Source organism: Pelagibacterium sp., from assembly GCF_965249125.1.
Taxonomy (GTDB): domain Bacteria; phylum Pseudomonadota; class Alphaproteobacteria; order Rhizobiales; family Devosiaceae; genus Pelagibacterium.
Map to the genome: position 1 here is coordinate 2963640 of NZ_OZ252217.1, position 21442 is coordinate 2985081.

At 61.3% G+C, this 21442-nt stretch carries 21 protein-coding genes; 8 read left to right on the forward strand and 13 right to left on the reverse strand.

The annotated features are described in order from the left end of the window. Positions 1-30 precede the first annotated feature (30 nt). Together ACP148_RS14390 and ACP148_RS14395 are read right to left on the reverse strand one after the other, a co-directional pair. A complete protein-coding gene (locus ACP148_RS14390) occupies positions 31-1038 on the reverse strand; it encodes a BMP family lipoprotein (protein WP_421953124.1) in 1008 nt (335 codons plus the stop codon). Positions 1039-1289: 251 nt separating this feature from the next. Next, a complete protein-coding gene (locus tag ACP148_RS14395) occupies positions 1290-1757 on the reverse strand; it encodes a CoxG family protein (protein ID WP_421953125.1) in 468 nt (155 codons plus the stop codon). Between the two features lie 158 nt (positions 1758-1915). Here ACP148_RS14395 and ACP148_RS14400 point away from each other — a divergent pair, with 158 nt between their 5' ends. From ACP148_RS14400 to ACP148_RS14420, 5 genes are all read left to right on the forward strand, one after another. Continuing rightward, complete coding sequence (locus ACP148_RS14400) at positions 1916-3121, forward strand: cell surface protein (RefSeq protein ID WP_421953126.1); 1206 nt, start codon at positions 1916-1918, stop codon at positions 3119-3121. A 17-nt stretch (positions 3122-3138) separates the two neighbouring features. Further along, the gene (locus ACP148_RS14405; RefSeq protein WP_421953127.1) at positions 3139-4089 is read left to right on the forward strand and encodes a DUF6384 family protein; all 951 of its coding nucleotides are present in this window, start codon (positions 3139-3141) and stop codon (positions 4087-4089) included. Between the two features lie 7 nt (positions 4090-4096). Then, the gene (locus ACP148_RS14410) at positions 4097-5593 is read left to right on the forward strand and encodes a hypothetical protein (RefSeq protein WP_421953128.1); all 1497 of its coding nucleotides are present in this window, start codon (positions 4097-4099) and stop codon (positions 5591-5593) included. A 107-nt stretch (positions 5594-5700) separates the two neighbouring features. Continuing rightward, on the forward strand, positions 5701-6048 hold the full coding sequence (locus tag ACP148_RS14415) for an ArsR/SmtB family transcription factor (RefSeq protein ID WP_421953129.1): 348 nt from the start codon (positions 5701-5703) through the stop codon (positions 6046-6048). A gap of 15 nt (positions 6049-6063) precedes the next feature. Then, a complete protein-coding gene (locus ACP148_RS14420) occupies positions 6064-6558 on the forward strand; it encodes an SRPBCC domain-containing protein (RefSeq protein ID WP_421953130.1) in 495 nt (164 codons plus the stop codon). Between the two features lie 60 nt (positions 6559-6618). On the opposite strand, the gene ACP148_RS14425 is transcribed toward ACP148_RS14420, so the two are convergent. Genes ACP148_RS14425 through ACP148_RS14435 form a run of 3 tightly spaced genes read right to left on the reverse strand, consistent with a single transcriptional unit; the run spans position 6619 to position 9603 of the window. Next, entirely contained in the window at positions 6619-7656 is a 1038-nt protein-coding gene (locus ACP148_RS14425; RefSeq protein WP_421953131.1) for a histidine kinase dimerization/phosphoacceptor domain -containing protein, read from the reverse strand. A gap of 4 nt (positions 7657-7660) precedes the next feature. After that, the gene (locus ACP148_RS14430) at positions 7661-8107 is read right to left on the reverse strand and encodes a response regulator (RefSeq protein WP_421953132.1); all 447 of its coding nucleotides are present in this window, start codon (positions 8105-8107) and stop codon (positions 7661-7663) included. Between the two features lie 2 nt (positions 8108-8109). After that, positions 8110-9603 carry a sensor histidine kinase gene (locus tag ACP148_RS14435; protein ID WP_421953133.1) on the reverse strand — a complete coding sequence of 498 codons (1494 nt, stop codon included), beginning with the start codon at positions 9601-9603 and terminating at the stop codon, positions 8110-8112. 137 nt (positions 9604-9740) lie between these two features. Here ACP148_RS14435 and ACP148_RS14440 point away from each other — a divergent pair, with 137 nt between their 5' ends. Both ACP148_RS14440 and ACP148_RS14445 read left to right on the forward strand, forming a co-directional pair. Further along, complete coding sequence (locus ACP148_RS14440; protein ID WP_421953134.1) at positions 9741-10460, forward strand: VWA domain-containing protein; 720 nt, start codon at positions 9741-9743, stop codon at positions 10458-10460. Beyond that, positions 10457-11197 (forward strand): DnaJ domain-containing protein, encoded by a 741-nt coding sequence (locus ACP148_RS14445; protein ID WP_421953135.1) that lies wholly within the window; start codon positions 10457-10459, stop codon positions 11195-11197. The genes ACP148_RS14440 and ACP148_RS14445 overlap by 4 nt, the downstream gene beginning before the upstream one ends. An 18-nt stretch (positions 11198-11215) precedes the next feature. Here ACP148_RS14445 and ACP148_RS14450 read toward each other — a convergent pair whose 3' ends face one another. From ACP148_RS14450 to ACP148_RS14470, 5 genes are read right to left on the reverse strand one after another with little or no spacing between them, the layout of a single operon-like run. After that, positions 11216-11653 (reverse strand): GNAT family N-acetyltransferase, encoded by a 438-nt coding sequence (locus ACP148_RS14450; RefSeq protein WP_421953136.1) that lies wholly within the window; start codon positions 11651-11653, stop codon positions 11216-11218. Continuing rightward, positions 11653-13467 carry a phosphogluconate dehydratase gene (edd, locus tag ACP148_RS14455; RefSeq protein ID WP_421953137.1) on the reverse strand — a complete coding sequence of 605 codons (1815 nt, stop codon included), beginning with the start codon at positions 13465-13467 and terminating at the stop codon, positions 11653-11655. Before edd ends, ACP148_RS14450 begins: the two co-directional genes overlap by 1 nt. Positions 13468-13518: 51 nt before the next feature. Beyond that, positions 13519-14217: a 6-phosphogluconolactonase gene (gene pgl / locus ACP148_RS14460; protein ID WP_421953138.1), complete on the reverse strand. Its 699-nt coding sequence runs from the start codon at positions 14215-14217 to the stop codon at positions 13519-13521. A 17-nt stretch (positions 14218-14234) separates the two neighbouring features. Continuing rightward, entirely contained in the window at positions 14235-15716 is a 1482-nt protein-coding gene (gene zwf / locus ACP148_RS14465) for a glucose-6-phosphate dehydrogenase (RefSeq protein WP_421953139.1), read from the reverse strand. Positions 15717-15741: 25 nt separating this feature from the next. Then, positions 15742-16617: a BadF/BadG/BcrA/BcrD ATPase family protein gene (locus ACP148_RS14470; RefSeq protein WP_421953140.1), complete on the reverse strand. Its 876-nt coding sequence runs from the start codon at positions 16615-16617 to the stop codon at positions 15742-15744. 167 nt (positions 16618-16784) lie between these two features. Between ACP148_RS14470 and cobU the strand changes: the two genes are divergently transcribed. Then, a complete protein-coding gene (cobU, locus tag ACP148_RS14475) occupies positions 16785-17315 on the forward strand; it encodes a bifunctional adenosylcobinamide kinase/adenosylcobinamide-phosphate guanylyltransferase (RefSeq protein WP_421953141.1) in 531 nt (176 codons plus the stop codon). Here cobU and cbiB read toward each other — a convergent pair. From cbiB to ACP148_RS14490, 3 genes are read right to left on the reverse strand one after another with little or no spacing between them, the layout of a single operon-like run. After that, positions 17312-18268, reverse strand: coding sequence for an adenosylcobinamide-phosphate synthase CbiB (cbiB, locus tag ACP148_RS14480; protein ID WP_421953142.1), 957 nt, complete (start codon positions 18266-18268; stop codon positions 17312-17314). The genes cobU and cbiB overlap by 4 nt on opposite strands. Beyond that, entirely contained in the window at positions 18265-19731 is a 1467-nt protein-coding gene (locus ACP148_RS14485) for a cobyric acid synthase (protein WP_421953143.1), read from the reverse strand. Before ACP148_RS14485 ends, cbiB begins: the two co-directional genes overlap by 4 nt. Then, complete coding sequence (locus ACP148_RS14490) at positions 19728-21074, reverse strand: cobyrinate a,c-diamide synthase (RefSeq protein WP_421953144.1); 1347 nt, start codon at positions 21072-21074, stop codon at positions 19728-19730. The genes ACP148_RS14485 and ACP148_RS14490 overlap by 4 nt, the downstream gene beginning before the upstream one ends. Between the last annotated feature and the right edge of the window lie 368 nt (positions 21075-21442).

Below are 21442 nucleotides of genomic sequence, written 5' to 3' on the forward strand. Positions count from 1 at the left end.
ATCGGACCCTTCCCTTAAAGGGGCGACGAATCAGACCGGGCAGGACTCGTCTTCGCGATAGTCATGAACGACGATTTCACCGGCGACGATCTTGGCGGTGATGTCGTCAATCATAGCCCGCATCTCATCGGTGATGAGATCGGCGTTGTTTTCGTCGAAGGCTGCACCCACTCCCTCTTCGGCAAGACCGAGGACCTGAACGTCGTTGGTCCATTCGTCATTGGCGAAATCTTCGAAGGCGTCGTAAACGGCAACGTCCACGCGCTTGAGCATCGAGGTCAGAACCTGTCCGGGATGCAGGTGGTTCTGGTTGGAGTCCACACCAATACCAAGAACGTCGGCATCGGCCGCGGCCTGGAGAACACCGACACCGGCGCCGCCGGCAGCGTGATAGATGACGTCCGCGCCGCGGTCGATCTGGCTGCGGGCAACTTCGGTGCCGCCCCCCGGGTTGTTGAACGCATCAAAGCCCGTACCGATAGCGGTTTCGATCACTTCGATATCGGGGTTCACGTAAGCGGCGCCCTGCTTGTAGCCGCAACCGAACGCCTGAAGCAGCGAGAAATCGAAGGCCGGAATGAAGCCGATAGTGCCCGATTCGGTGGCCATGGCAGCCAGCGCTCCGACAAGGAAGGAGCCTTCATGCTCCTTGAAAACCACCGAGCGCACATTGTCGATATCATCAACGACGGTGTCGATGATAACGAAGGATGTGTCGGGAAAATCGGGGGCTACAGCGCGCAGCGCGGTTTCCCAGGAAAAGCCCGGCAGAACGATGGGGTTGTTGCCGCGTGCCGCAAACTGGCGGATGGCCTGTTCGCGCTGGGCATCGCCAGCGATTTCTAGATCCTGATAGTCCTGGCCGGTATCGGTCTTGAACAGTTCGGCGCCGGTATAGGCCGCTTCATTGAAAGACGCGTCGAACTTGCCGCCGCCATCATAAACGAGCGCGGGATCAGCAAGGGCCGTGCCGGCCAGAAGGGTGGTCAGGGCGACGCCAGCCAGTGCGGCGATGCCAGTCTTTGTTGTTTTGGACATGATTGATGCTCCCTATTCACGGGTTGCAGAAAGGGGCCCGGCGACGGCCGGTGCATTTCCACGCGTGATGGGTTCAGATACAATCGCGCAAACAAAGCGGACGCAATAGAGAATTTCGATTTTTTGACCATTTGGGCAAAAAATTTTGGGATTGCGGTAAACCGGCGCGATGCCCCCTGCAATATTTCCGCATTTCCACTTCTCGTCGAACCGCGAAAGTCCTCCACCCAATCGGCCTCGAGGTCCCGACCTCAGCGCTGAGGCTCCATAGGAACGACTTTGGCTCCCATTGCTTCGCCGAAGCGTTCGAAAAAACCGTCAATGATCTTCTGGGCCGAATTGCCGACAATGGCCCTGCCCAGCTTCATGATCTGTCCCGAGGCGCCTCCGGTGGCGGCAAAGCTCAGAAGCGTGGCTGTACCAAGATCCATTAAGGTTATGTCGGCCGATGCCTGCGCCTTGCCCAGCAATCCCCCCCTTCCCTGCCCGGTCAGCGTATAGCTTATGGCCGGATCGATATTGGAAAGAGACAGATCACCTTTGAAGGTTGGCTGGACCACGCCGAGATTGACGGCGATTTCGAGTTCGAGGGCGGCATCGGACAGCCATCGGATCGACTTGCAGCCGGGAATGCAGGCCATGAGCACTTCGGCATCGTTGAGCGCGTTCCAGACCGCGAGCCGATTGGCATCGACCCTGTAGCGTCCACCGAAATCCAAGCCGTCTTCCTCTTCATTTAACTCAAACACCGTGTATGCGGCTTTTTGGCACCAATGGCGATAAAACAGCGCCATGTGTTGCATGCGCAATTGTCTTATCCCTTGCGAGGCGGAATCATGTCACCACATCTGCCAAAGTTGCAACAGGGACGTGGGCAATGAACACCGAGATTACCCAAACCGAAGCGCCTCAGCTTATGGACAAGCCGCTCGTGTATCTGGACAAGGCCGTAGCGGCGATTAAAGACCTTGGACTTTGGCCCGAGGGTGAGCCGGGCGAGGCGCCGATCACCGGGCTTCTCGCCGAAATCACCCATCTCGATGACACCAAGGTCATACTGATCGGTCGCGTTCTGACACAGGCGAGCGCATTTAACGAGGTGGTGCGCACCCAGGTCGCTGCGATGAATGTGGGCGAACGCTATGAGGACATCACCAAATCGTTCAACTCGATCCGTGACGATGCCAAGGGCATGGTCGACCAGCTTGAGGACGGCAAGATCGATATTTTCGAGCGTGCCTCGAACGTGTGGATGAAGGTCTCACGCGGTGATATCGCGGCGCGGTTCGACAAGATCCGCGACACCTATCTCGACGTTTCGAAAGACACCAAGGATCAGATCGACCGCGAACACACGATCCTTGAAGCCTATCGCGACTTCCGCGGCGCCCTAAAACAGGCCGAAGTGATGGCGCTCGAAGTGCTCGAGATCGCCAGCGCACAGCTCGAGCAGCGCAAGCTTGACCTCAAGGCCGCGACCGACAAACTCAACGCGTTCACCGAAGGCACGCCCGCCGACCGGGCGCGGCTGGAGATGGCGCGCGACGCACGGGTGCGCGACCTGCAAAACGAGGAGCGTCGGTACCAGATCGCCAAGGATCTGTCGGACAATCTGACGATTTCCTATTCTACCTCGGAAGTCATCATGGCACGGCTGATGCAGACGACCAACGCCAAGGAGCGGGTCTATCAGCAGTCGATCTCGTTCTTTTCGACCAATGAGACGGTGCTCACGGCGCTTTCGGCCTCGTTTACCGGCCTGTTCGGGCTCCATGAATCCACCGAGACGCTCAATGCCATGAAAGAGGGCATGAGCCAGAGTCTCGAAACCCTCTCGGAGATCGGCGGCAAGGTGCAGGAAGAAGCGCTCAGGGCCGGATACGGTCCGACCATACGTGCCGATGCCGTCAAGAAGCTTGTCGACAGCGTCGTCAGTTATCAGGAAAAAAGCATCACTATCATTGCTGAAATGCGCGAACGGGCCACCAAAAATTCGGCTGAAATCCGCGATGCCGTCGAAGATGGGAAGAAGCGGCTGGCAACGCTCGCCGCTGAAGGCAACGCTCTGGTTTCGGCCAGCTAGGACGCGAAAATCCGATTATGGCAAGCGGTGGGGCAATAGCGGGACAGACCGGCAAGGCGCCGCTGGACGATGTGATGTTGGCCATGGACGTGGTGGATACACTGCGCCATGAACAGAACCTCGTTGCCCGCGAGTTGGGCGCCACGGCCCGCGAAGCCGAGTTGATCGAGCGCCTGCGCAAGATCTACCGTGACCAGGGGATCGAGGTTCCCGACCATATCCTCAAGGAAGGCGTGAAGGCGCTGGCCGAGAGCCGCTTCACCTACGCTCCACCGCCTGACACCTTCTCAACCCGATTGGCCAGGCTCTATGTCGGTCGGCAGCGATGGGGCCGACCCGTTCTGATCGGGGTGGCACTTCTGGCGGTGGTGCTGGGCGGATATTTCCTTGTCTATCGGCCCTACCAGGCAAGTATGGAAGCAGCGGCGCGGGTGGAACTGGCCGAGGAACTGCCAGCCCGGATGGACGAAATCTACCAGCAGATCTTCAATGAAACCAAGGTGCAGTCGGCGCTGGAAGTGGCCCAACCCTGGGTGGAACGTGGCAAGGCGGCAGCCGGACGCGGCGATCGCGAGGGCGCTCTGGCGGCGATCGACCAGCTCGAGTCCATCCATGCGACCTTGCTGGCCGAGTATTCGATCACGATCGTCAACCGGCCGGGCGAGTCGACGGGTATCTGGCGCTTCCCGGAGGACAATACCGAAGCGACCAACTATTATCTCGTGGTCGAGGCCGTGGGACCGGACGACGCGCTGGTGACGCTGCCGATTACCAATGAGGAAACCGGCCAGACCGAAGAGGTTTCGACTTGGGCCATCAGGGTACCCGATGTCACCTATGAATCGGTACGCACCGACCGGCAGGATGACGGGATCATCCAGCGCAATATTTTGGGCATAAAGCAATACGGGTTCCTCGACACCGACTACGCCATGCCGGTTCTGGACGGGGCGATTACCCAATGGTGAGGCTGCAATGAGTGTAAGCGGACCTCAGGCCATGCGCGCGCTCGACGATGCGCTGCGCGATATCAGACGCGAAGAAGACGACATCACAAAGCGTATAGCGCGCGCCAACGAGCGTGTCGGCAAGCTGCGCGAGACCGAGTTGGGACAATTGCGGGCCCTCGCCGCGGTGCGGCTCTCGCCCGATGTGCGAGGGGAGCTGACGGGAACGTTGAGCCAGGCTGAAGGCCGGGCGCGCGAGATGCTCAAGAGCCACGCGGCCGCGATGGCCGACATGGAAAATGTACTGGCCGACAAAGAGGCCGAGCTAGCAAAACTCAGCGCCGAGCGCCAGGAACTGCTCGAAAATACGCAGGAATGGCAAAACAAGATCGATGCCCTGGAGGGCCCGGTCAAGGCAGCTTTGGCGAATGACGCCGCCTATGGGGCATTGATTGCCGAGCGCGCCGAGACCGAAAAGGTCGCTGGCGAGGCCGACCGCAAGGCTGATGTGGCCGAGGCCGATCGCGAGAAAAAGGGTAAGCCCTATCGCGACGATCCGCTGTTTTCCTATCTCTGGGAACGCGGGTATGGGACCAGCGCATACAAGACCGGCAACATAACGCGCATGCTTGATGACTGGGTGGCGCGACTCGTGGGCTATGCCAATGCACGGCCCAATTATGCCATGTTGATCGCCATTCCCGAGAGATTGCGCGAGCATGCCGAGAAATTGGCAGCAGATACCGATGCGCTCGATGAGAAGGTTCTGGCGCGCCAGAAAGCCGCGCTCGATGCCGCCGGCGGCGGGAAAGCGCGTGCGGCGCTGGAAGCTGCACAGACGCGAGTTGAAGCCATCGACGCGGAGTTGCTGGCCATTGAGGATGCGCGCGAGGAACTGACCGAAAAGCAAAAACAGATTGCCGATGGCGGCGACCCAGCCTTTGCCAAGGCTGTGGACATGCTGGCCGAGGCGATCAGCGGCACAGGCATCGAAAAGCTTCTGGCCGAGGCGCGAGCGACACGCACCGAAGAGGACGACGCGATCGTTGTCCGCCTCGAGGAAACGCGACGGCGCATTGCCGAAGAGCAGCTCGAACTCGACGACGAACGCAGCCGGCTCAAGGTGCTCGAAGCGCGCAGGCGCGAGCTTGAGGACATCGAGTTCGAGTTCAAGAAATCTCGCTATGACGATCCGCGCTCCCGGTTCGGCAATGAAAGGCTGGTGGGTGACCTTTTGACCGAATTCCTCAAAGGCGGGATGACCGCGGCGGCTTATTGGGGGCAATGGCGCGAGTCACAGGATTGGACCGGCACCTCAGGTCCGATCGTTCCAACTTCGAGACCGAGATCGTCAAAGTCGAAAGGCGGGTTTACGGTGCCGCCGGGCGGCTTTTCGCCACGACCGCCTTCAGGCGGCAATTGGGGCGGCTTCTCGCGCCCCCGCAGTGGCGGCTTTGGCGGTGGCGGTTTCAAGACCGGCGGCGGGTTCAAGGGCGGCGGATTCAAGACCGGCGGCGGTTTCTGATCTTTTCATAGCAGTCCAATCTGAGGGCGCCCTGCAACTGAGCGCTTGACAGTCTTGGTTTTCGCTAGTATTCAACTAATTAGTTTACAACTAAACGGTTGAATACTATGCCTGCCACCGACCCTCTCAGCCAGGTTTTCGGCGCCCTTGCCGACCCCACGCGCCGCGCCATCCTGGCCCGGCTCTCATTGGGCGAGGCGAGCGTGGGGGAGTTGGCCGAGCCGCACAAAATGAGCCTGGCCGCCGTCTCCAAGCATATCAAGGTGCTCGAGAACGCCGGGCTGATCGGGCGCAAGAAGGACGCGCAGTTCAGCTACTGCACGCTGGTGGCGAGCCCGCTGAAGGATCTCCAGGGCTGGCTCGACGCCTACCGGAAATTCTGGGACGAAAATCTCGATCAGTTCGAAACCTACCTTGCCGAACTTCAGCGCGGCGATCCGGATTCAAAACAGTAACCAGGGAACAGTCCAATGAGCGACACAACAGTCATCGATCTTCCGTCTGACAAGCCAATCATCACCTTCACCCGCACCTTCAAGGCGCCTCGTGCGCTGGTCTGGAAAGCCTATACCGAGCGCGATCATGTTGCGCGGTGGTGGGGGCCACGCTCCATCGGACCCGTCGAGATCGTCGAACATGATTTCAGGCCGGGCGGGCGCTGGCGCTATGTGCAGGATGTCCGCGAAGCGGGAAAAGTGTCGTTCTTTGGGCGGTTCGTCGAGATCGATGCGCCAGAAAGCTATGTGAACACATTCGGATTTGAGAGCCCTTTCGCATCAACCGACGGCAAGGAAGGGCGCGAAACCCAGCGCTTTGAAGATATGGGCGAGACGACCCGCTATATCGGCACGTCCTATTTCGACGATTTTGCGAGCCGCGATGCCGTTGCCGCCTCGGGCATGGAGAGCGGCGCGCGCGAACAGATCGAGCAGTTCGCAAATTATGTTCTGGAACTGGGGCAATAACCCGGACGACCGGGTGGAAACGACCGGACATCGCTTCAAACCATGGATGCCGCCCGCGGATCAGATTTCGATCTGCAAACGGGCCCGAGTGCCTTGAGGCACTTCATCATAGGCTAGCGTCGCGCCAAGTCCGGTCGCCGTCGCGGCGATGACGCGTGATCCTACGCCTGTTCCGTGAATCTTGCCCTCACCGGTCCAGCCTACTCCATCGTCCTCGACAATGATCTCGAACTTGCCCGGTTCGGTCTGGCTGGCCCTGACCCGGATTTCGCCGGCCTCGCGGTCGCGATAGGCATATTTGGCGGCATTGGTGACGAGCTCGTTGACGATAACACCGAGGGAAACGGCCTTGTCGGTGGGAATGCGAATGGCTTCGGCGACGAGCTTGATGTCCGCGGCGGAGCCGTCAAGGCTCATGGTCGCCTGTATCTCGCGGGCCAGATTGCCCAGATAGGCATCGATCTCGACGAAACGCACGTCATCGGTGGTGTAGAGGCGCTTGTGGATACCTGCAATGGCCGAAATCCGTCCCTGGGTTTCGGCCAGCGCCTCCTTGGCCGCCGGATCTGCCACGGCTGAAGCCTGCAGCCTGACCAGCGCCGCCACGAGTGCCAGCGAATTGGCAACCCGGTGGTTGACTTCGGCCAGAGCGAGCTCGGCACGTTCCTTGGCAGCGCGCAGTTCGCGCTCGGCCTGCTCGCGCGCCTTGCGCAAGCGAGAGGTCATGATGGCCTGTTCGATGGCGTTGCTCAATAACTCCAGAAAATCCTCGCCGACCGTCTTGAGGACGTAATCTGCGGCGCCCGCCTTGAGTGCGGCAACGGCGATTGCAGCCTCGGTCGAACCGGTAACATAGACCACCGGGGGCGATTCCTCGTCCGCCGCAACTTCCTCCAGCATGGCCAGTCCGGTGCCGTCGGCCAGATAGTGATCGAGCACGAGCACATCGATATCGCCTTGGCCGAGCCGTTCAAAACCTTTTTCAGCGCAGGTAACATGGATGATCTCGCGCCCCTGCCGGCCAAGAACCTTCTGGACCAACCGCCCAAGAGCGGGGTCGTCATCGACATAGAGAATTGTGGCAGGTCTGTTGGGCATCTGGCTATGCGGTCTCTGGAACCTGCATGACCGAAAAGAACATGCCCAACTGGCGTATGGCGTTGGCAAACCCGTCGTAATCGACAGGCTTGGTGATATAGACATTGGCCCCAAGATCGTAGCAGCGCTGAATCTCGCGCTCGTCATCGGTGGTTGTCAGAACAACGACGGGCGTGCGTTTTGTATGGGGATTGGCCTTGACCTTTTCCAGGATCGAAACCCCGGTCATATCCGGCAGGTTGAGATCGAGAAGGATCAGATAATGACGGTGCGTGCTTACGGTTCCGGTTCCGTCCTTGCCGAACAAATATGCCAGGGCGTCTGTGCCGTTCACGAACGGAATGATCTCATTGTTGACCCCGGCACGCCGAATGTTCTTTTCGATCAGGCGCGCGTGTCCATCGTCGTCTTCGACCATAAGAATGGTAACTGGTTTGGCATCGGCACTCATGGTCAATCCTTGCTTCTAGCGATGACGCGCAGATCGGGCGCGACAGTAACTGTAAACGTGGTTCCCTGATCGGGGTTCGATTGCAAATGAATATCCCCGCCAAGATTGCGGGCCATTATCCGCACGTGGGCAAGCCCGATACCCTCTCCGGGGACGTTCTGATTGCCCGATCGCCGGAACAGCTCAAACACGCGGTCATGGTCCTGCTCGGAAATTCCGCGGCCATTGTCGATCACATCGACTACAATGCGGCCATCGCGTTCCTGCCGACCGTCAACCGCTATCTCAATCGGGCGCTCGGGATGCCTGTACTTTATGGCATTGTCGAGAAGATTGCCCAAGATCTGTTCGAGCGCCAGCCGGTCGGAGAATACAGGAGGCGTTGAAACCCTGATCTCGACGTCACCTTCAGACTCGGTTATCTGGTGGCGCACGGTCGATACCGCCGCTTCCACAAGTTCCTCAAGATCGATACGCTCGGCCTTGAGCGCTCGCCTCCCCTCCCGGGAAATCTTGAGAATGGCGTTAATCAGGCCGTCCATTTTCCTGGTCGAAGAGCGAATAAAGCCAATGGCCTCGGGCAGGTCCTCATTTGCGGTTTGCCGGGCCTCGACAAGGACGGGGTCGTCGGGATTGTCCGGATGGCTTTCGACAAGCGCGTTGATGGGGCCTAGTGACGCCTCGAGTTCGGACGTAAAGCCCATGATATTGACCAGCGGCGCCCGCAGATCGTGGGTCACGATATAGGCGAAGCGTTGCACTTCCTCATTGGCGCGCATGAGGTCGCGGGTACGCTCGCCGACGCGGGCCTCCAGTCCTCGGTTGAGGGTTTCGACCTCGGCCCGGGCGGTATCGAGTTCGCGCGTGTAGCGCAGCACCAGCCAGGCGGCGCCGCCGACCACTGAAATGATGACGAGTGCCCCGATGATAGCGATGATGCGCAGTGCGCCAACGGCACCGCGCTGTTCTATCACGCCGTTGAACGTTCTTTCGTCGGCGGCGGATACAATAGCGTCGAGAAGCGTGCGCATGCGCTCCATGGTGATTTCGCCCCGATCGGTGCGCACCAGCCCCAGCGCCGCCTGCAGATCACCCTGTTGCGCGAGATCGAGCGTCCTGTCGAGTTCGGCCAGCTTTGTTTCGATATCGGAACGCATCTGCTCCATGGGCTGCTCGGCTTCCGGATAGGGCAAAAGCAATTCGTTGAGCAGTTCGTAGGCCGGGACAATGCGGTCGACGACATCGAGATAGGGCTCAAGATAACGCTCATCTAGGGTGAGCAGATAGCCGCGCTGGCTCGATTGGGCGCTTTGGAGCAGATTGCGCAGGTCAACGGCTGCAATGCGCGTCGCTCGAGCCTCGGTAACCTCGTCGAAATGGGCTCTGTTGCGCTCGACTAACCAGATCGTCGTGCCGACAATTCCGATCAATGCGAGAAGGCCAACAATGATGAGGGCAAGGCTGGACCGGGCGAAGCCCTTTGACGATATTGGCATTTTCGGTGATGGGGCCCGGCAATCAAAGCGTCGAGCTTCACTTTTGCCGGAAAATTGAAGCGAACACAAGCAGCGCCAGCCAGCCGGACTTGCAGGGCGGCACGCAGCGGCCCATATTCGGAGGGAAAGGAGAGGACGTGGCCGACAAGACCCCGACAAGAACTCCCGAGACTCCTCCCACCGCCGATCGCGCATCGCATGCGGAGGTCGCCGATTTCGTCGCCAAGGTGAGCGCCATGAGCGCTACAAAGACTTCGGGCGAGCGCGGGCGGCTGCTGTTTGCCATGGATGCCACAATGAGCCGCCAGCCCACATGGGACCTGGCGTGCCAGTTGCAAGGCGAAATGTTTGAAACGGTCGCCAAGACCGGCGGTCTCGACGTGCAGCTCATCTATTTCCGCGGGTTTGGGGAGTGCCGGGCTTCTCGCTGGGTTTCGGATGCGCGCGCGTTGGCGGGCCTTATGACCGGTATCGACTGCCGCGGGGGGCATACGCAGATTTCCAAGGTGCTTGCCCACGCCAGAGGCGAGCACAACAAGAAAAAGATCAATGCCGTCGTCTATGTAGGCGACGCTATGGAAGAGGACATTGACAAGCTCGCCCAAAAGGCTGGCGAACTGGGCCTGCTGGGTTGCCCGATGTTCCTGTTTCAGGAAGGGCAAGACCCGGTGGCGCAGACGGCATTCAAGGAATTTGCGCGGCTGACCAAGGGCGCGTATGCGCGGTTCAACGCCGGTGCGGCAGCGGAACTCGCCGCGCTGCTGCGCGCCGTGGCCGCCTATGCAAGCGGCGGGCGGGCAGCACTCAAGCTGCAACAGGGCGGGACGGCAAAACTGCTGCTCGAACAGCTTTCATGATCTGGTTCGTGCTTGTCGGCGCTATAGCGTTCATCGGTCTCTATCTCTATTCGCTTTTTCTGCGCGGCGAGATCAGGCAACTGGTGCGCACATTGCGCTGGACCGTCGGTGGCGCGCTCGTTGCCGGGGCGGCACTGCTCGGCCTGCGCGGACAGATGCTCGTGGCCAGTTTCCTGGCGGCGGGCGGGCTGGGCGTTTTGATGCGCGGGCGGCTGGGGCCCATCGATTTCGGGGCTGGCATGTCGAGCCCAAACAATGTTTCGATGGTTTCGTCGGCGTATCTCGACATGCGGCTCGAGCACGAAACGGGCTCGGTTTCCGGCGCTGTGCGAGCAGGGCACTTTGCAGGCCGCGAGTTGGCGGAACTATCGGCAGAAGAATGCTGGGCGCTCTATGACGAGGTGGGCGATGACCCGGACTCTCTGGCGCTCTATAAGAGCTGGCTCGATGCCAACCGGGTTGGATGGCGCGACTACTTTGCCAGCGAATTCGGCATGGAAACCGGCGAGGACGAGACGGAAGCAGAATCCCACACATCGACTGGCGTCAGTGGGCTGGAGGAGGCCTATGACGTGCTGGGGCTCAAGCCGGGGGCAAGCCCGGAGGCCATCAAGGCCGCGCACCGGACGCTGATGAAAAAGGTTCATCCCGATACGGGAGGATCGGCCTTTCTCGCCGCCAAGATCAATCAGGCCAAGGACTTGCTGCTCAAGGAAACGGCATCGCGCAAGCGCTGAGGGCAGTGCCGTCCAAGGTCAGTAGTTTTTCATCCTCAGGTGCGGGATGCCCGCATCCATGAACTCATCGCCGAAGGCGGTAAACCCGAGACGGGCATAAAAACCGGTCTTGTCGGCCTGGCTTTCCAGATAGCAACGGGGCTGATCTTGTTCGCCCGCCACCTGCAGGGCAAATTGGATGAGCCGGGCACCGAGGTTCTTGCCGCGATGGGACGCGGCGATGGCAACCCGGCCGATCTTGGCGTGTTCGGGCTTGAACAGGATGCGGGCGACGGCAACGACGGCGCCATCCATGATGCCCACAACGTGGGTTGCCGTCATGTCGTCGGCATCGTGTTCGAGGTCCTCGGGCACGTTCTGTTCGATGACAAACACCTCGCGGCGCAAGGCAAAGCCGAGATTACATAGCGGCGAAAATATCGGGACCGCGAGCAGCGTAAAGTCCGATCGGTCCATCAGGCGAAAACACTCGCACCACGATCGGCAGTTCCCACCAGTTGCCGGAAGCCCGCGAACAGCTCGCGGCCCATCCCGTAATGCTGGTCTGTCAGATCCTCGGTTGCGGCCGGCCGGGCCAAGAACTCTTCAGCATCGCCCAGATATTCAAGCGTTCCGACTTCAGCATCAAGGCGCAGCAAGTCACCGTCCCTCACTTTAGCAATGGGCCCGCCATCGGCCGCTTCGGGGGTCATGTGGATGGCGGCAGGTACCTTGCCCGAGGCACCCGACATGCGCCCATCAGTGACCAGCGCAACCTTGATGCCGCGATCCTGAAGGATGCCCAAAGCCGGGGTGAGCTTGTGCAGTTCAGGCATGCCGATGGCCTTTGGCCCTTGAAAGCGGATGACGGCGATGAAATCGGAGGTCAAATCGCCCGCCTTGAAGGCGTCCTGCAAGCCCTGCTGGGAGTGAAAGACCCGCGCGGGAGCCTGGACCAGGCGGTTTTCCGATTTGACGGCGGAAATTTTGATGACCGATTTTCCCAGATTACCCGACAGCAATTTCAGCCCGCCCGTCCTGGCAAAGGGCTCTGCGGCCACGGTCAGCACCTTGGGGTTGCCGCTTTGAGCCGGAGCGGGCGTAAAGGTCAGTTCTTCTTCGATATAGCGCGGTTCTTTTGTATAGGCGTCGAGCCCCTTGCCCCAGACGGTGGTCACATCGTCATGGAGATAGCCGGCATCGCGCAACTCGCGGATCAGGAACCCCATGCCGCCGGCTGCGTGGAAATGGTTCACGTCGGCAAGGCCATTGGGATAAACGCGCGCCAGAAGCGGAACGACGTCGGAGAGCTCGGACATGTCGTCCCAGGTGATTTTCAGGCCCGCCGCGTTGGCCATGGCGACAAGGTGCATCGTGTGATTGGTCGAGCCGCCTGTGGCGAGCAGTCCAACCAGGCCGTTGACTATGGATTTTTCGTCAATGACGTGCCCTGCGGGGGTATATTCATTGCCCTGGGCAGTGATGGCGAGGGCACGCTTGGTGGCCGCTTTGGTCAGCGCGTCACGCAGCGGGGTGCCCGGATTGACAAAGCTGGCACCCGGCAGGTGCAGTCCCATGATCTCCATGAGCATCTGGTTGGAATTGGCGGTCCCGTAAAAGGTGCAAGTGCCGGGGCCGTGATAGGATTTGCTCTCGGCCTCCAGCAACTCGTCGCGACCGACCTTGCCTTCCATATACAGCTGGCGGATGCGGGCCTTTTCGTCGTTGGGCAGGCCGGTCGTCATCGGGCCCGCAGGGATGAACACAGCAGGCAGATGACCGAAGGTCAGCGCGGAAATGACAAGACCGGGGACGATCTTGTCGCAAATGCCGAGGAAAACCGCAGCATCGAACATGTTGTGGGACAGGCCAACGGCGGCGGCCATGGCGATGACGTCTCGGGAAAACAGCGACAGGTCCATGCCGAGCTGGCCCTGGGTCACGCCATCGCACATGGCGGGCACGCCACCGGCGACCTGGGCGACACCACCGGCCTCGCGCGCCGCCTCGCGGATGATGGCGGGATAGGTCTCATAGGGCTGATGGGCCGAGAGCATGTCATTGTACGAGGTGATGATGCCCAGATTGAGCGCCTGATCGCCCGCGAGTTGAGCCTTGTCGGACGGACCGCATGCCGCAAAGCCGTGAGCGAGATTGCCGCACGAAAGCGCCGAGCGATAAACGCCCTGGGCGCGCGCCTTGTCGAGCCGGTCGAGATAGGTCCGGCGCGAAGCTTCCGAGCGCCGGGTTATGGCGTCGGTCACGTCCTTAATTGTGGTCTTTACGGTCATGGTCGCCTCCTTAGCGAGGATGAAGGAGGTGACCCTGGGTCTGGTTTGGCCTCAGGGACACCAGAAGAGAGAAACAGGAATGTGGCTTTGAGAGAGAACGGCGCGCACGGGCATGGATTCGACCGGACCGGTCTGCAGCGCCTTGTCGAGCACCTGAGCTTTCTCGTCGCCTTCGATGTGGAGATAGAGGGCGCGCGTGTCCAGAAGGCGCGGCAGCGTGAAGGTGACGCGCGGTTCGCCGGCGCCGGGCGCATTGATGGCGATAACCGGGCCCTCGGCATTGAGTGCATCCTGAAGCGTGTCGCCGCCAGGAAAGAACGAGGCGGTGTGCCCGTCATTGCCCATGCCAAGGATCACGGCATCGAAGGGCTTGGGCAGGCAATCCAGGGCGGCGTTGGACTTTGCGATGCCTGTCGCGTCCGGTTCGGGCGTGCCAGCGTAGAGCGGCACAAAGGCGGCGACGGAGGCGGGGCCGGTCAGAAGATTTTCCTTTACCAGCCGGGCGTTGGACCGCTCCGAATTTTCGTCTACCCAGCGCTCGTCGACAAGCGTTACTGCGATATTTTCCCAGTCCAGATCTTCACGCGCACCAAGCACCTGAAAAAATCGCCGCGGCGTCGAACCGCCCGAGAGGGCAAGCGATGCCACACCGCGCTCATCGAGCCCGGCGTTGAGGTTTTCGGCCACCGCGTCGGCGAGCGCTTCGGCAAGCCGATCCTTTGTCGAAAAGACGTTGCGCTCAATGGTCATCGCAGCCTCCAGGTGTTTCAGGCGTCGCCTTCGTGCCAGGTGCGCCCGTCGCGTTCGATGAGCGCAACCGATGCGGTCGGGCCCCATGTTCCCGCAGTATAGGTCTGAGGGGCATCTGACGCATTGTCCCAGGCCTGGCGGATCGGGTCGATCCAGCGCCATGCCGCCTCGAGTTCGTCGCGGCGCATGAACAGGGTCTGGTTGCCGCGGATGACGTCCATCAAGAGCCGCTCATATGCCTCGGGGGTGCGTTCGGAAAAAGTTTCGGCAAAGGACAGGTTAAGCGGCACTTCGCGCAGGCGCATGCCGCCGGGGCCGGGATCCTTGATCATCAGGAACAGTTTCACACCTTCGTCGGGCTGCAGGCGCAGGACGAGCTTGTTGGGCCTGGGGGCGCCTTCGGCATGATCGAATATCGAGTGAGGGATGGCGCGGAACTGGATCACGATTTCCGAAACCCGCGAGGGCAGACGCTTGCCGGTGCGCAGATAAAAGGGCACGCCTGACCAGCGCCAGTTCTCCACCTCGGCCTTTATCGCCACGAAGGTTTCTGTTTTCGAGCCCTTCTTTCCCTCCGGCAACTCGTCCTGGTAGGAGGCAACCGAGCCACCATTGACGGCACCGCCTCTGTACTGACCACGCACAGTGCATTTGGAGACATTGTCGCCGGTGATGGGCTTTAACGAGCGCAGGACTTTAAGCTTTTCGTCGCGCAGGGCATTGGCGTCGTCGGACGCAGGGGGCTCCATGGCGACGAGGCACAAAAGCTGCATCAAATGGTTCTGGACCATGTCCCGCAGGGCGCCGGAATCGTCGTAATAGCCGCGCGTGCCGGCTCCGACATCCTCGGCCACCGTGATCTGGACGTGGTCGATATGGGCGGCGTCCCATATGGGTTCGAACAGGATATTGCCGAAACGCAACGCCAGAAGATTCTGGACGGTTTCCTTACCGAGGTAGTGATCGATGCGGTAAACCTGATCTTCGGCGAAGACCTCGGAAATCGCGTCGTTGATCTCCATCGAGGATTCGAGATCCTGGCCCAGAGGCTTTTCCACAACGACGCGGGCGTCGCGGCGCCAATAGCCCTTGTTGTCGAGATAATCGCAGATCGGCCCGAACAGCGAGGGGGCCACGGCAAGATAGAAGGCGCGCTCGATTTCCGGATCGGTGCGCAGGGCCTTTTCGAGGTCGGCCCAGCCTTGCTTGTCGGTCACATCGTTGGCGATATAGGAAAAGCACGAGATGAAGCGGGCGATAACATCCTTGTGCTGATCGGCCTTTTCGACAAATTCGGTGACCGCGTCGCGGGCGAATTTCTGGAAATCGGCATCAGAGAGCGCCGAACGCGACACGCCGATGATGCGCGAGCGTTCATCGAACTGGCCGTCTGCAAAACGATGATAAAGCGCCGGGATCAGCTTGCGCCGGGTCAGATCACCAGTGGCACCGAACACAACATAGTCAAATGGCTGGACCGGAATAATGCGAGCGGACAAGGACGGGCCTCCGTCATTTTAAAAACTAGCGGGCAGCGTTCTGGCGGGCCAGGATCACAGCGCCATGCAAAGGTTCGGCGCGGGGCAGAGAGACGTAATCGCCATATCGGATTTCGAGCAAAGGCATCAGCCTTTGACCAAATCCGCCGACAATGGCCAGTCTGTCTGCACCACAGGATTTGAAATAAGACACATAGCGATCGATATAGCCAAGCTCGATTTCCATAAGCTCGGCGGCGACGGGATCGCCTTTTTCAAAATATTCGATGAAAAGCGGCATCAACGCGCCGTAATCTGCAGGCTGGCGCTTGTCGAAACTCCAGGCCATGACCGCGTTGAGATCACCGCCGAGCTGAGCGAGAACGGCGTCGGTCAGGGTCGAGGTTTCGATCAACCCGTCATTGGCTTCGACCGTATAGCGCACGAGTTCGCGGCCCAGAATGGCGCCCGACATCTGGTCGCCGATGTGAAAACCCCAGCCACCGACCTGGAAGCGCTGGCCATCGACCAGTGCCATGCCGGCCGAGCCGGTGCCGACGATGATCACCGCGCCATCCTCGCCCTCATGGGCACCGGCGCGGGCAATGTCGATATCGTCATAGACGGTGACATTGGCGAAGGGCCATGGGCGCAGCGCGAACGCCTCGCGCGCCGAGGGGAGCCGGGCACCGGCCATGCCGAAACAGGCTTCTGTCCTGGCGGTTTCCGCGTAGTCGAGCCCGGCCAGCGCAAACACCTGCCTTGTGCCTTCCTGGATGGACGCATAGGCCGGGTCGCCGCCTTCGAGCTGGAGATTGGAGCGTCCGCCGCGGGCTTCGGCGAGCGTTTGCAGGTTGGCATCGGCGAGGCGGATGCGGCAATTGGTGCCGCCGCCATCAACGCCGAGGAAGTATTTTGGCACGATCGGATCAGCTCCCCGTTTTCGCGGCGGACCATACTGCGCTTGCGCATAGGACGAAAGTATTATGAGGTCAAATCGTAAATCGGCCCCATGGGCCAATCAGGCTGGTTGAAGCGCGTCGTGGGCCGCGCCATTTTTATCGGACACAGTTTGCGGAGGGCATAGATTTGGCAGATCACATCCTGGTTCTGGGCGGGACCCGTTCGGGCAAGACCGCTCTGGCCGAGCGGATGGCGCTGAGAGCCGGTTCGACGCCGGCCTATCTGGCCACCGCCGAGGCGCTGGACGATGAGATGATCGAACGGGTCTCGGCCCACCGGCGCGCCCGCGAAGGGCGGTTCGCGACTATAGAGGAGCCGCTGGAATTGCCGCAGGCGCTGTTTGCGGCAGCGCAGGCCCATGACGTGATTCTGGTCGATTGCCTGACGCTGTGGATCACCAATCTCTTGAGCATGGAGCGCGATGTGGCCGAAGAGGTCGATCTGCTGGTGGAAGTGCTGGAAAATATCGCCGATACGCAGGTGATCCTTGTTTCCAACGAGGTGGGGCTGGGGATCGTGCCCGACAATGCGCTGGCGCGCACGTTCCGGGACCTGACCGGGGCGGCTCATCAGGAGTTGGCGGGGATCTGCGAGCACGTTTATTTCGTGGTGGCGGGGCTGCCCATGGTGGTCAAGGGCAAGGCCCCCAAGCTTTAAAAGACGATCGAGAGCAGCGCCCATATGGCGAGGATGCCCAGCGCGATGAGCATGGCCCTGTCGTAAAGGCCTATGGCTGTTGCGATATCGTCGGCGGTGAGGGTGCGTTTGCCCTCACCCATTTTCGGCAGTTCGAGCGTTTCGCCGTTATAGGCGCGCGGTCCACCGAGGCCGAAACCGAGCGCTCCGGCCATGGCGGCTTCTGGCCAGCCGGCGTTGGGGGAGGCGTGGTTGGGGGCGTCGCGGCGGGCTGTTTCCCAGGCCGCTCTTGAATCAGCGGCGGGTAGGGAACGCGCGGCGAGAGCGAACAAGGCAGCCGTGAGGCGCGCGGGGATGAAATTGACCAGATCGTCGAGCTTTGCAGACGCCCAGCCGAAGGCGGCGTGGCGCTCGGAGCGATGACCGATCATGGAATCTGCCGTGTTGATGGCCTTGTAGATGGCGGCGCCGGGCAGACCGAACAGGGCGAGGAAGAACAGGGGCGCGATGACGCCGTCGGAGCTGTTTTCCGCAAGAGTTTCAATGGCGGCGCGGGAGATTTCGGCCTGATCGAGATCGGCGGTGTCGCGGCCGACGATGTTGGCAACTTCGCGCCTGGCGCCTTCCACGCCCTGTTGATCGAGCGCGCGGGCGACGGCGAGGACGGCGTCGCGCAGGCCCTTCTGGGCGATCAGGGTCGAGGCCAGAACGACTTCGATGAGCCAGCCGAACGGCAGGAAACGCAGGATTTGCTGGACCCCGAGGGTGATGACGAGGGTCGCAAGGACTACTGTGGTGATGGCGACGATGCCGGCTATGCGCCGGGATTCAAATGATTTTTCGGGATCGTTGTAGCGGTTGTCCAGAGCCTCGATCAGCCGGCCGATCCAGATGACCGGATGGCCGATCCTGTCGGTGAGCCAGGCGGGGTAGCCGACGAAGCGTTCGAGGATTGCGGCGAGGAAGGCGATCACGATTGCGGCTCCCGGGCGAGGGCGAGGATGGCGTCGAGGTCGAGATGGGTCTCGATATGGGCGGCCAGATCGTCAAGGGTCTGGTCGATCAGGCGATCGAAATCGAGCAGCGGATCGGTGGAAATGCCAAGGTTTGCAAGGAATTGGCGGCGGAAGGCGTCAGCGGCGAACAGGCCGTGGAGATAGGTGCCCATGATTTTGCCGTCCGCCGAGCGGGCGCCTTCGGGAGCGCCGTCGACATGGGCGAAGGGGCGCGCTGTCTCGGGTCCGGTGCTCACGCCCATATGCATGTGGTAGCCGGTGAGCGGCAAGCCTGAGGCGGCGTGGGTGGCGGTTTCGAGGCGGAGCTGCTTGCCCCCTTCGAGCCGGGTGGCGATGTCGAGATGGCCAAGTCCTTGAGTTTGACCGGGTTTTCCCTCGATGCCGTCGGGATCGGCGACCGAGGTACCGAGCATCTGATAGCCGCCGCAGATGCCCAGCACATGGCGGCCCGAGCGGATATGGGCGGCGATGTCGATGTCCCAGCCCTGCTGGCGGAGGAAATCGAGATCGGCGCGGGTGGCTTTCGATCCGGGGAGGATGACGAGCTTTGCCTCGCGCGGGATGGGCTGGCCGGGCTGGACGATGACGAGGCGGACGCCGGGTTCGGCGCGGAGGGGATCGAGGTCGTCGAAATTGGCGATGCGGGCCAGCCGGGGCACGGCGATGACGGTCTCACCGCTATTTTGCTCAATATTTTCAAGGGCTAATGCATCTTCGGCCGGCAGGCGGCCGGCGGCGGGGAAATGGGGGACGACGCCGAGACAGGGGCGCGACGTACGGGTTTGTACGAAGGTTTTGCCGGCTTCGAACAGGGTCGGGTCGCCGTGGAATTTGTTGACCAGCGTCGCCGCGATCAAATCGGCATCGGCGGGGTCGATGACGGCGAAGGTGCCGACAAGGGACGCGATGACGCCGCCGCGATGAATATCGCCGACAAGAATTACCGGAATTTTTGCCGCCTGCGCGAAACCGAAATTGGCGATATCGCCGTCGCGGAGGTTTATTTCCGATGCACTGCCGGCGCCCTCGACGATGACGAGATCGTTCTGGGCAGCAAGCAGTTTAAAGGCGTCGAGGACGGCGGGCATAAATTGGGATCGATTTTTGAAATAATCGCGTGCGGACATTGAGGCCACGCGCTGGCCCCGGATAACCACTTGAGAACCCGTGTCTTTTTCCGGCTTGAGCAGGACCGGGTTCATCAGGGTTGTGGGCTGTTGCCGGGCGGCTTTGGCCTGCAGGGCCTGGGCGCGGCCGATCTCGCCGCCATCGGATGTGACGGCGGCGTTGTTGGACATGTTCTGGGGCTTGAAGGGCGCGACCGCGAGGCCGCGATTGGCAAAGGCGCGGCAAAGTCCCGCTACAATCAAGGACTTACCGACGTCAGACCCTGTGCCCATGACCATGATGGCGCGGGTCATTGCGGGGCGCCTTCAATGATGTGGGCATAGGAGCCCATGACATTTTCGAGCACGCAGCCCATTGGATCGAGAGGGGTACCAAGGGCGTCAAACGCGCCAAACAATGGCGGTAAAAGGTATGGAGTTGAGTGCTCGGTGGCCCCAGATTGCTCAACATTGGGGAAATATTGCCGCGAATAATGAAATTCGTGCGCGCACAGTTTTTCCGGCCATGGCAATGGCGAGGAATGGGTGAGACGGCGATAGCCGAGAACACGTCTGGGGCGGTCGATGGCGGTTGAGACCGGCAGGAGGCCCGTCATGGGGTAAGTGGCCCCCGATTTGTCCGTAAGGGTTTGCCCCAGGACCATATAGCCACCGCATTCGCCATAGATCAGCGCGCCACGATCGCGGGCGGACCGGAGGCCCGATTTAAAGCCCGAAGCGGCGGCGAGGGTTGCGCCGTGCAGTTCAGGATAGCCGCCGGGGAGGAAAACCGCGTCGGCATCTTTATCGGGCGCTTCGTTTGCCAGGGGCGAAAAAAAGCTCAGCGATGCGCCGGCAGTATGCCAGCTTTCGAGAAGGTGGGGATAGATAAAGGCAAAGGCCGCGTCGCGGGCGATGGCGATGCGCTGGCCCAGAGGGGGAAGGCTCGGGATCTGCGCGGCGGCCATGACCGGCGCGGCGATGGCGCCGAGCAGGCGGAAATCGAGATGGGTGGTCATTATCGATCCGGCGCGGGCCAGATAATCGTCTATGCCCTCGATATCGCCGGGCAGGACGAGGCCGAGATGGCGTTCGGGGAGCGCGAGATCGGCGCGGCGGGGGATGGCGCCAAGGCAGGGGATGGCGGTCTTGCCCAGCGCCGAGCGCAGCATGGTCTTGTGGCGGTCGGACGCCACCTTGTTGAGAATGACGCCCACGATGGTGACGTCCTCGCGCCATGAGGCGAAGCCGTGGACGAGGGCTGCGACGGACTGGGCCTGACGGTCACAATCGATGACGAGGATGACGGGCAGGTCGAGCGTTGCGGCGAGATCGGCTGTGGAGCCTTTGCCGTCGATGGCGGAATCGAAAAGGCCCATGACACCTTCGATCAGGAGGGTATCGTGACCGTGGACGTGATGGGCGGCGCGGGCCTTGAGCGTGGCGGCGTCCATGGCCCATGGGTCGAGATTGATCGCGGCGCCGCCGGCCGCTCTCGAGAGAAATGCAGGATCGATATAATCCGGGCCGGTCTTGGCCGCGGCGACGCGATAGCCCGAATTGGCGAGCGCACGGGCGATGCCGAGCGTTATGGCGGTCTTGCCCGAGCCCGAGCGCGGGGCGGCGACGATGAAGCCGCGGGGGGATGGGTCAGTCATTTTTCGCCTCGCGCGCGGTCAAACGCCGTTGGTGCGGGGTTACGCCGCCTTTCTTCCCGGTTCCGGCTTTCGCCGGGATAAACTCCAGCCGGAGTCCAGCAGCAATGGCCCATACGCCGGAGTTCGTGGCGACGCGCATGGGCCCCGGCTTTCGCCGGGGAAGCGATGGGGGGTGGGCGGGCGTGGAGAAAGGCATGGGTGCCGAGGGATAGAGGAGTTGCGTCCCCGACAAGACGGATGCGACCGGCGACCTTGCCGAAACCGCTGCTTCCAAAGCGCCGACGCGGCCTGCCTCGGTTTGCTGCCCCGGTGAAAACCGGGGTCCAGCAGGGCTGGCCCATGCGCGGGAGGTCGTGGCGAGGCTCATG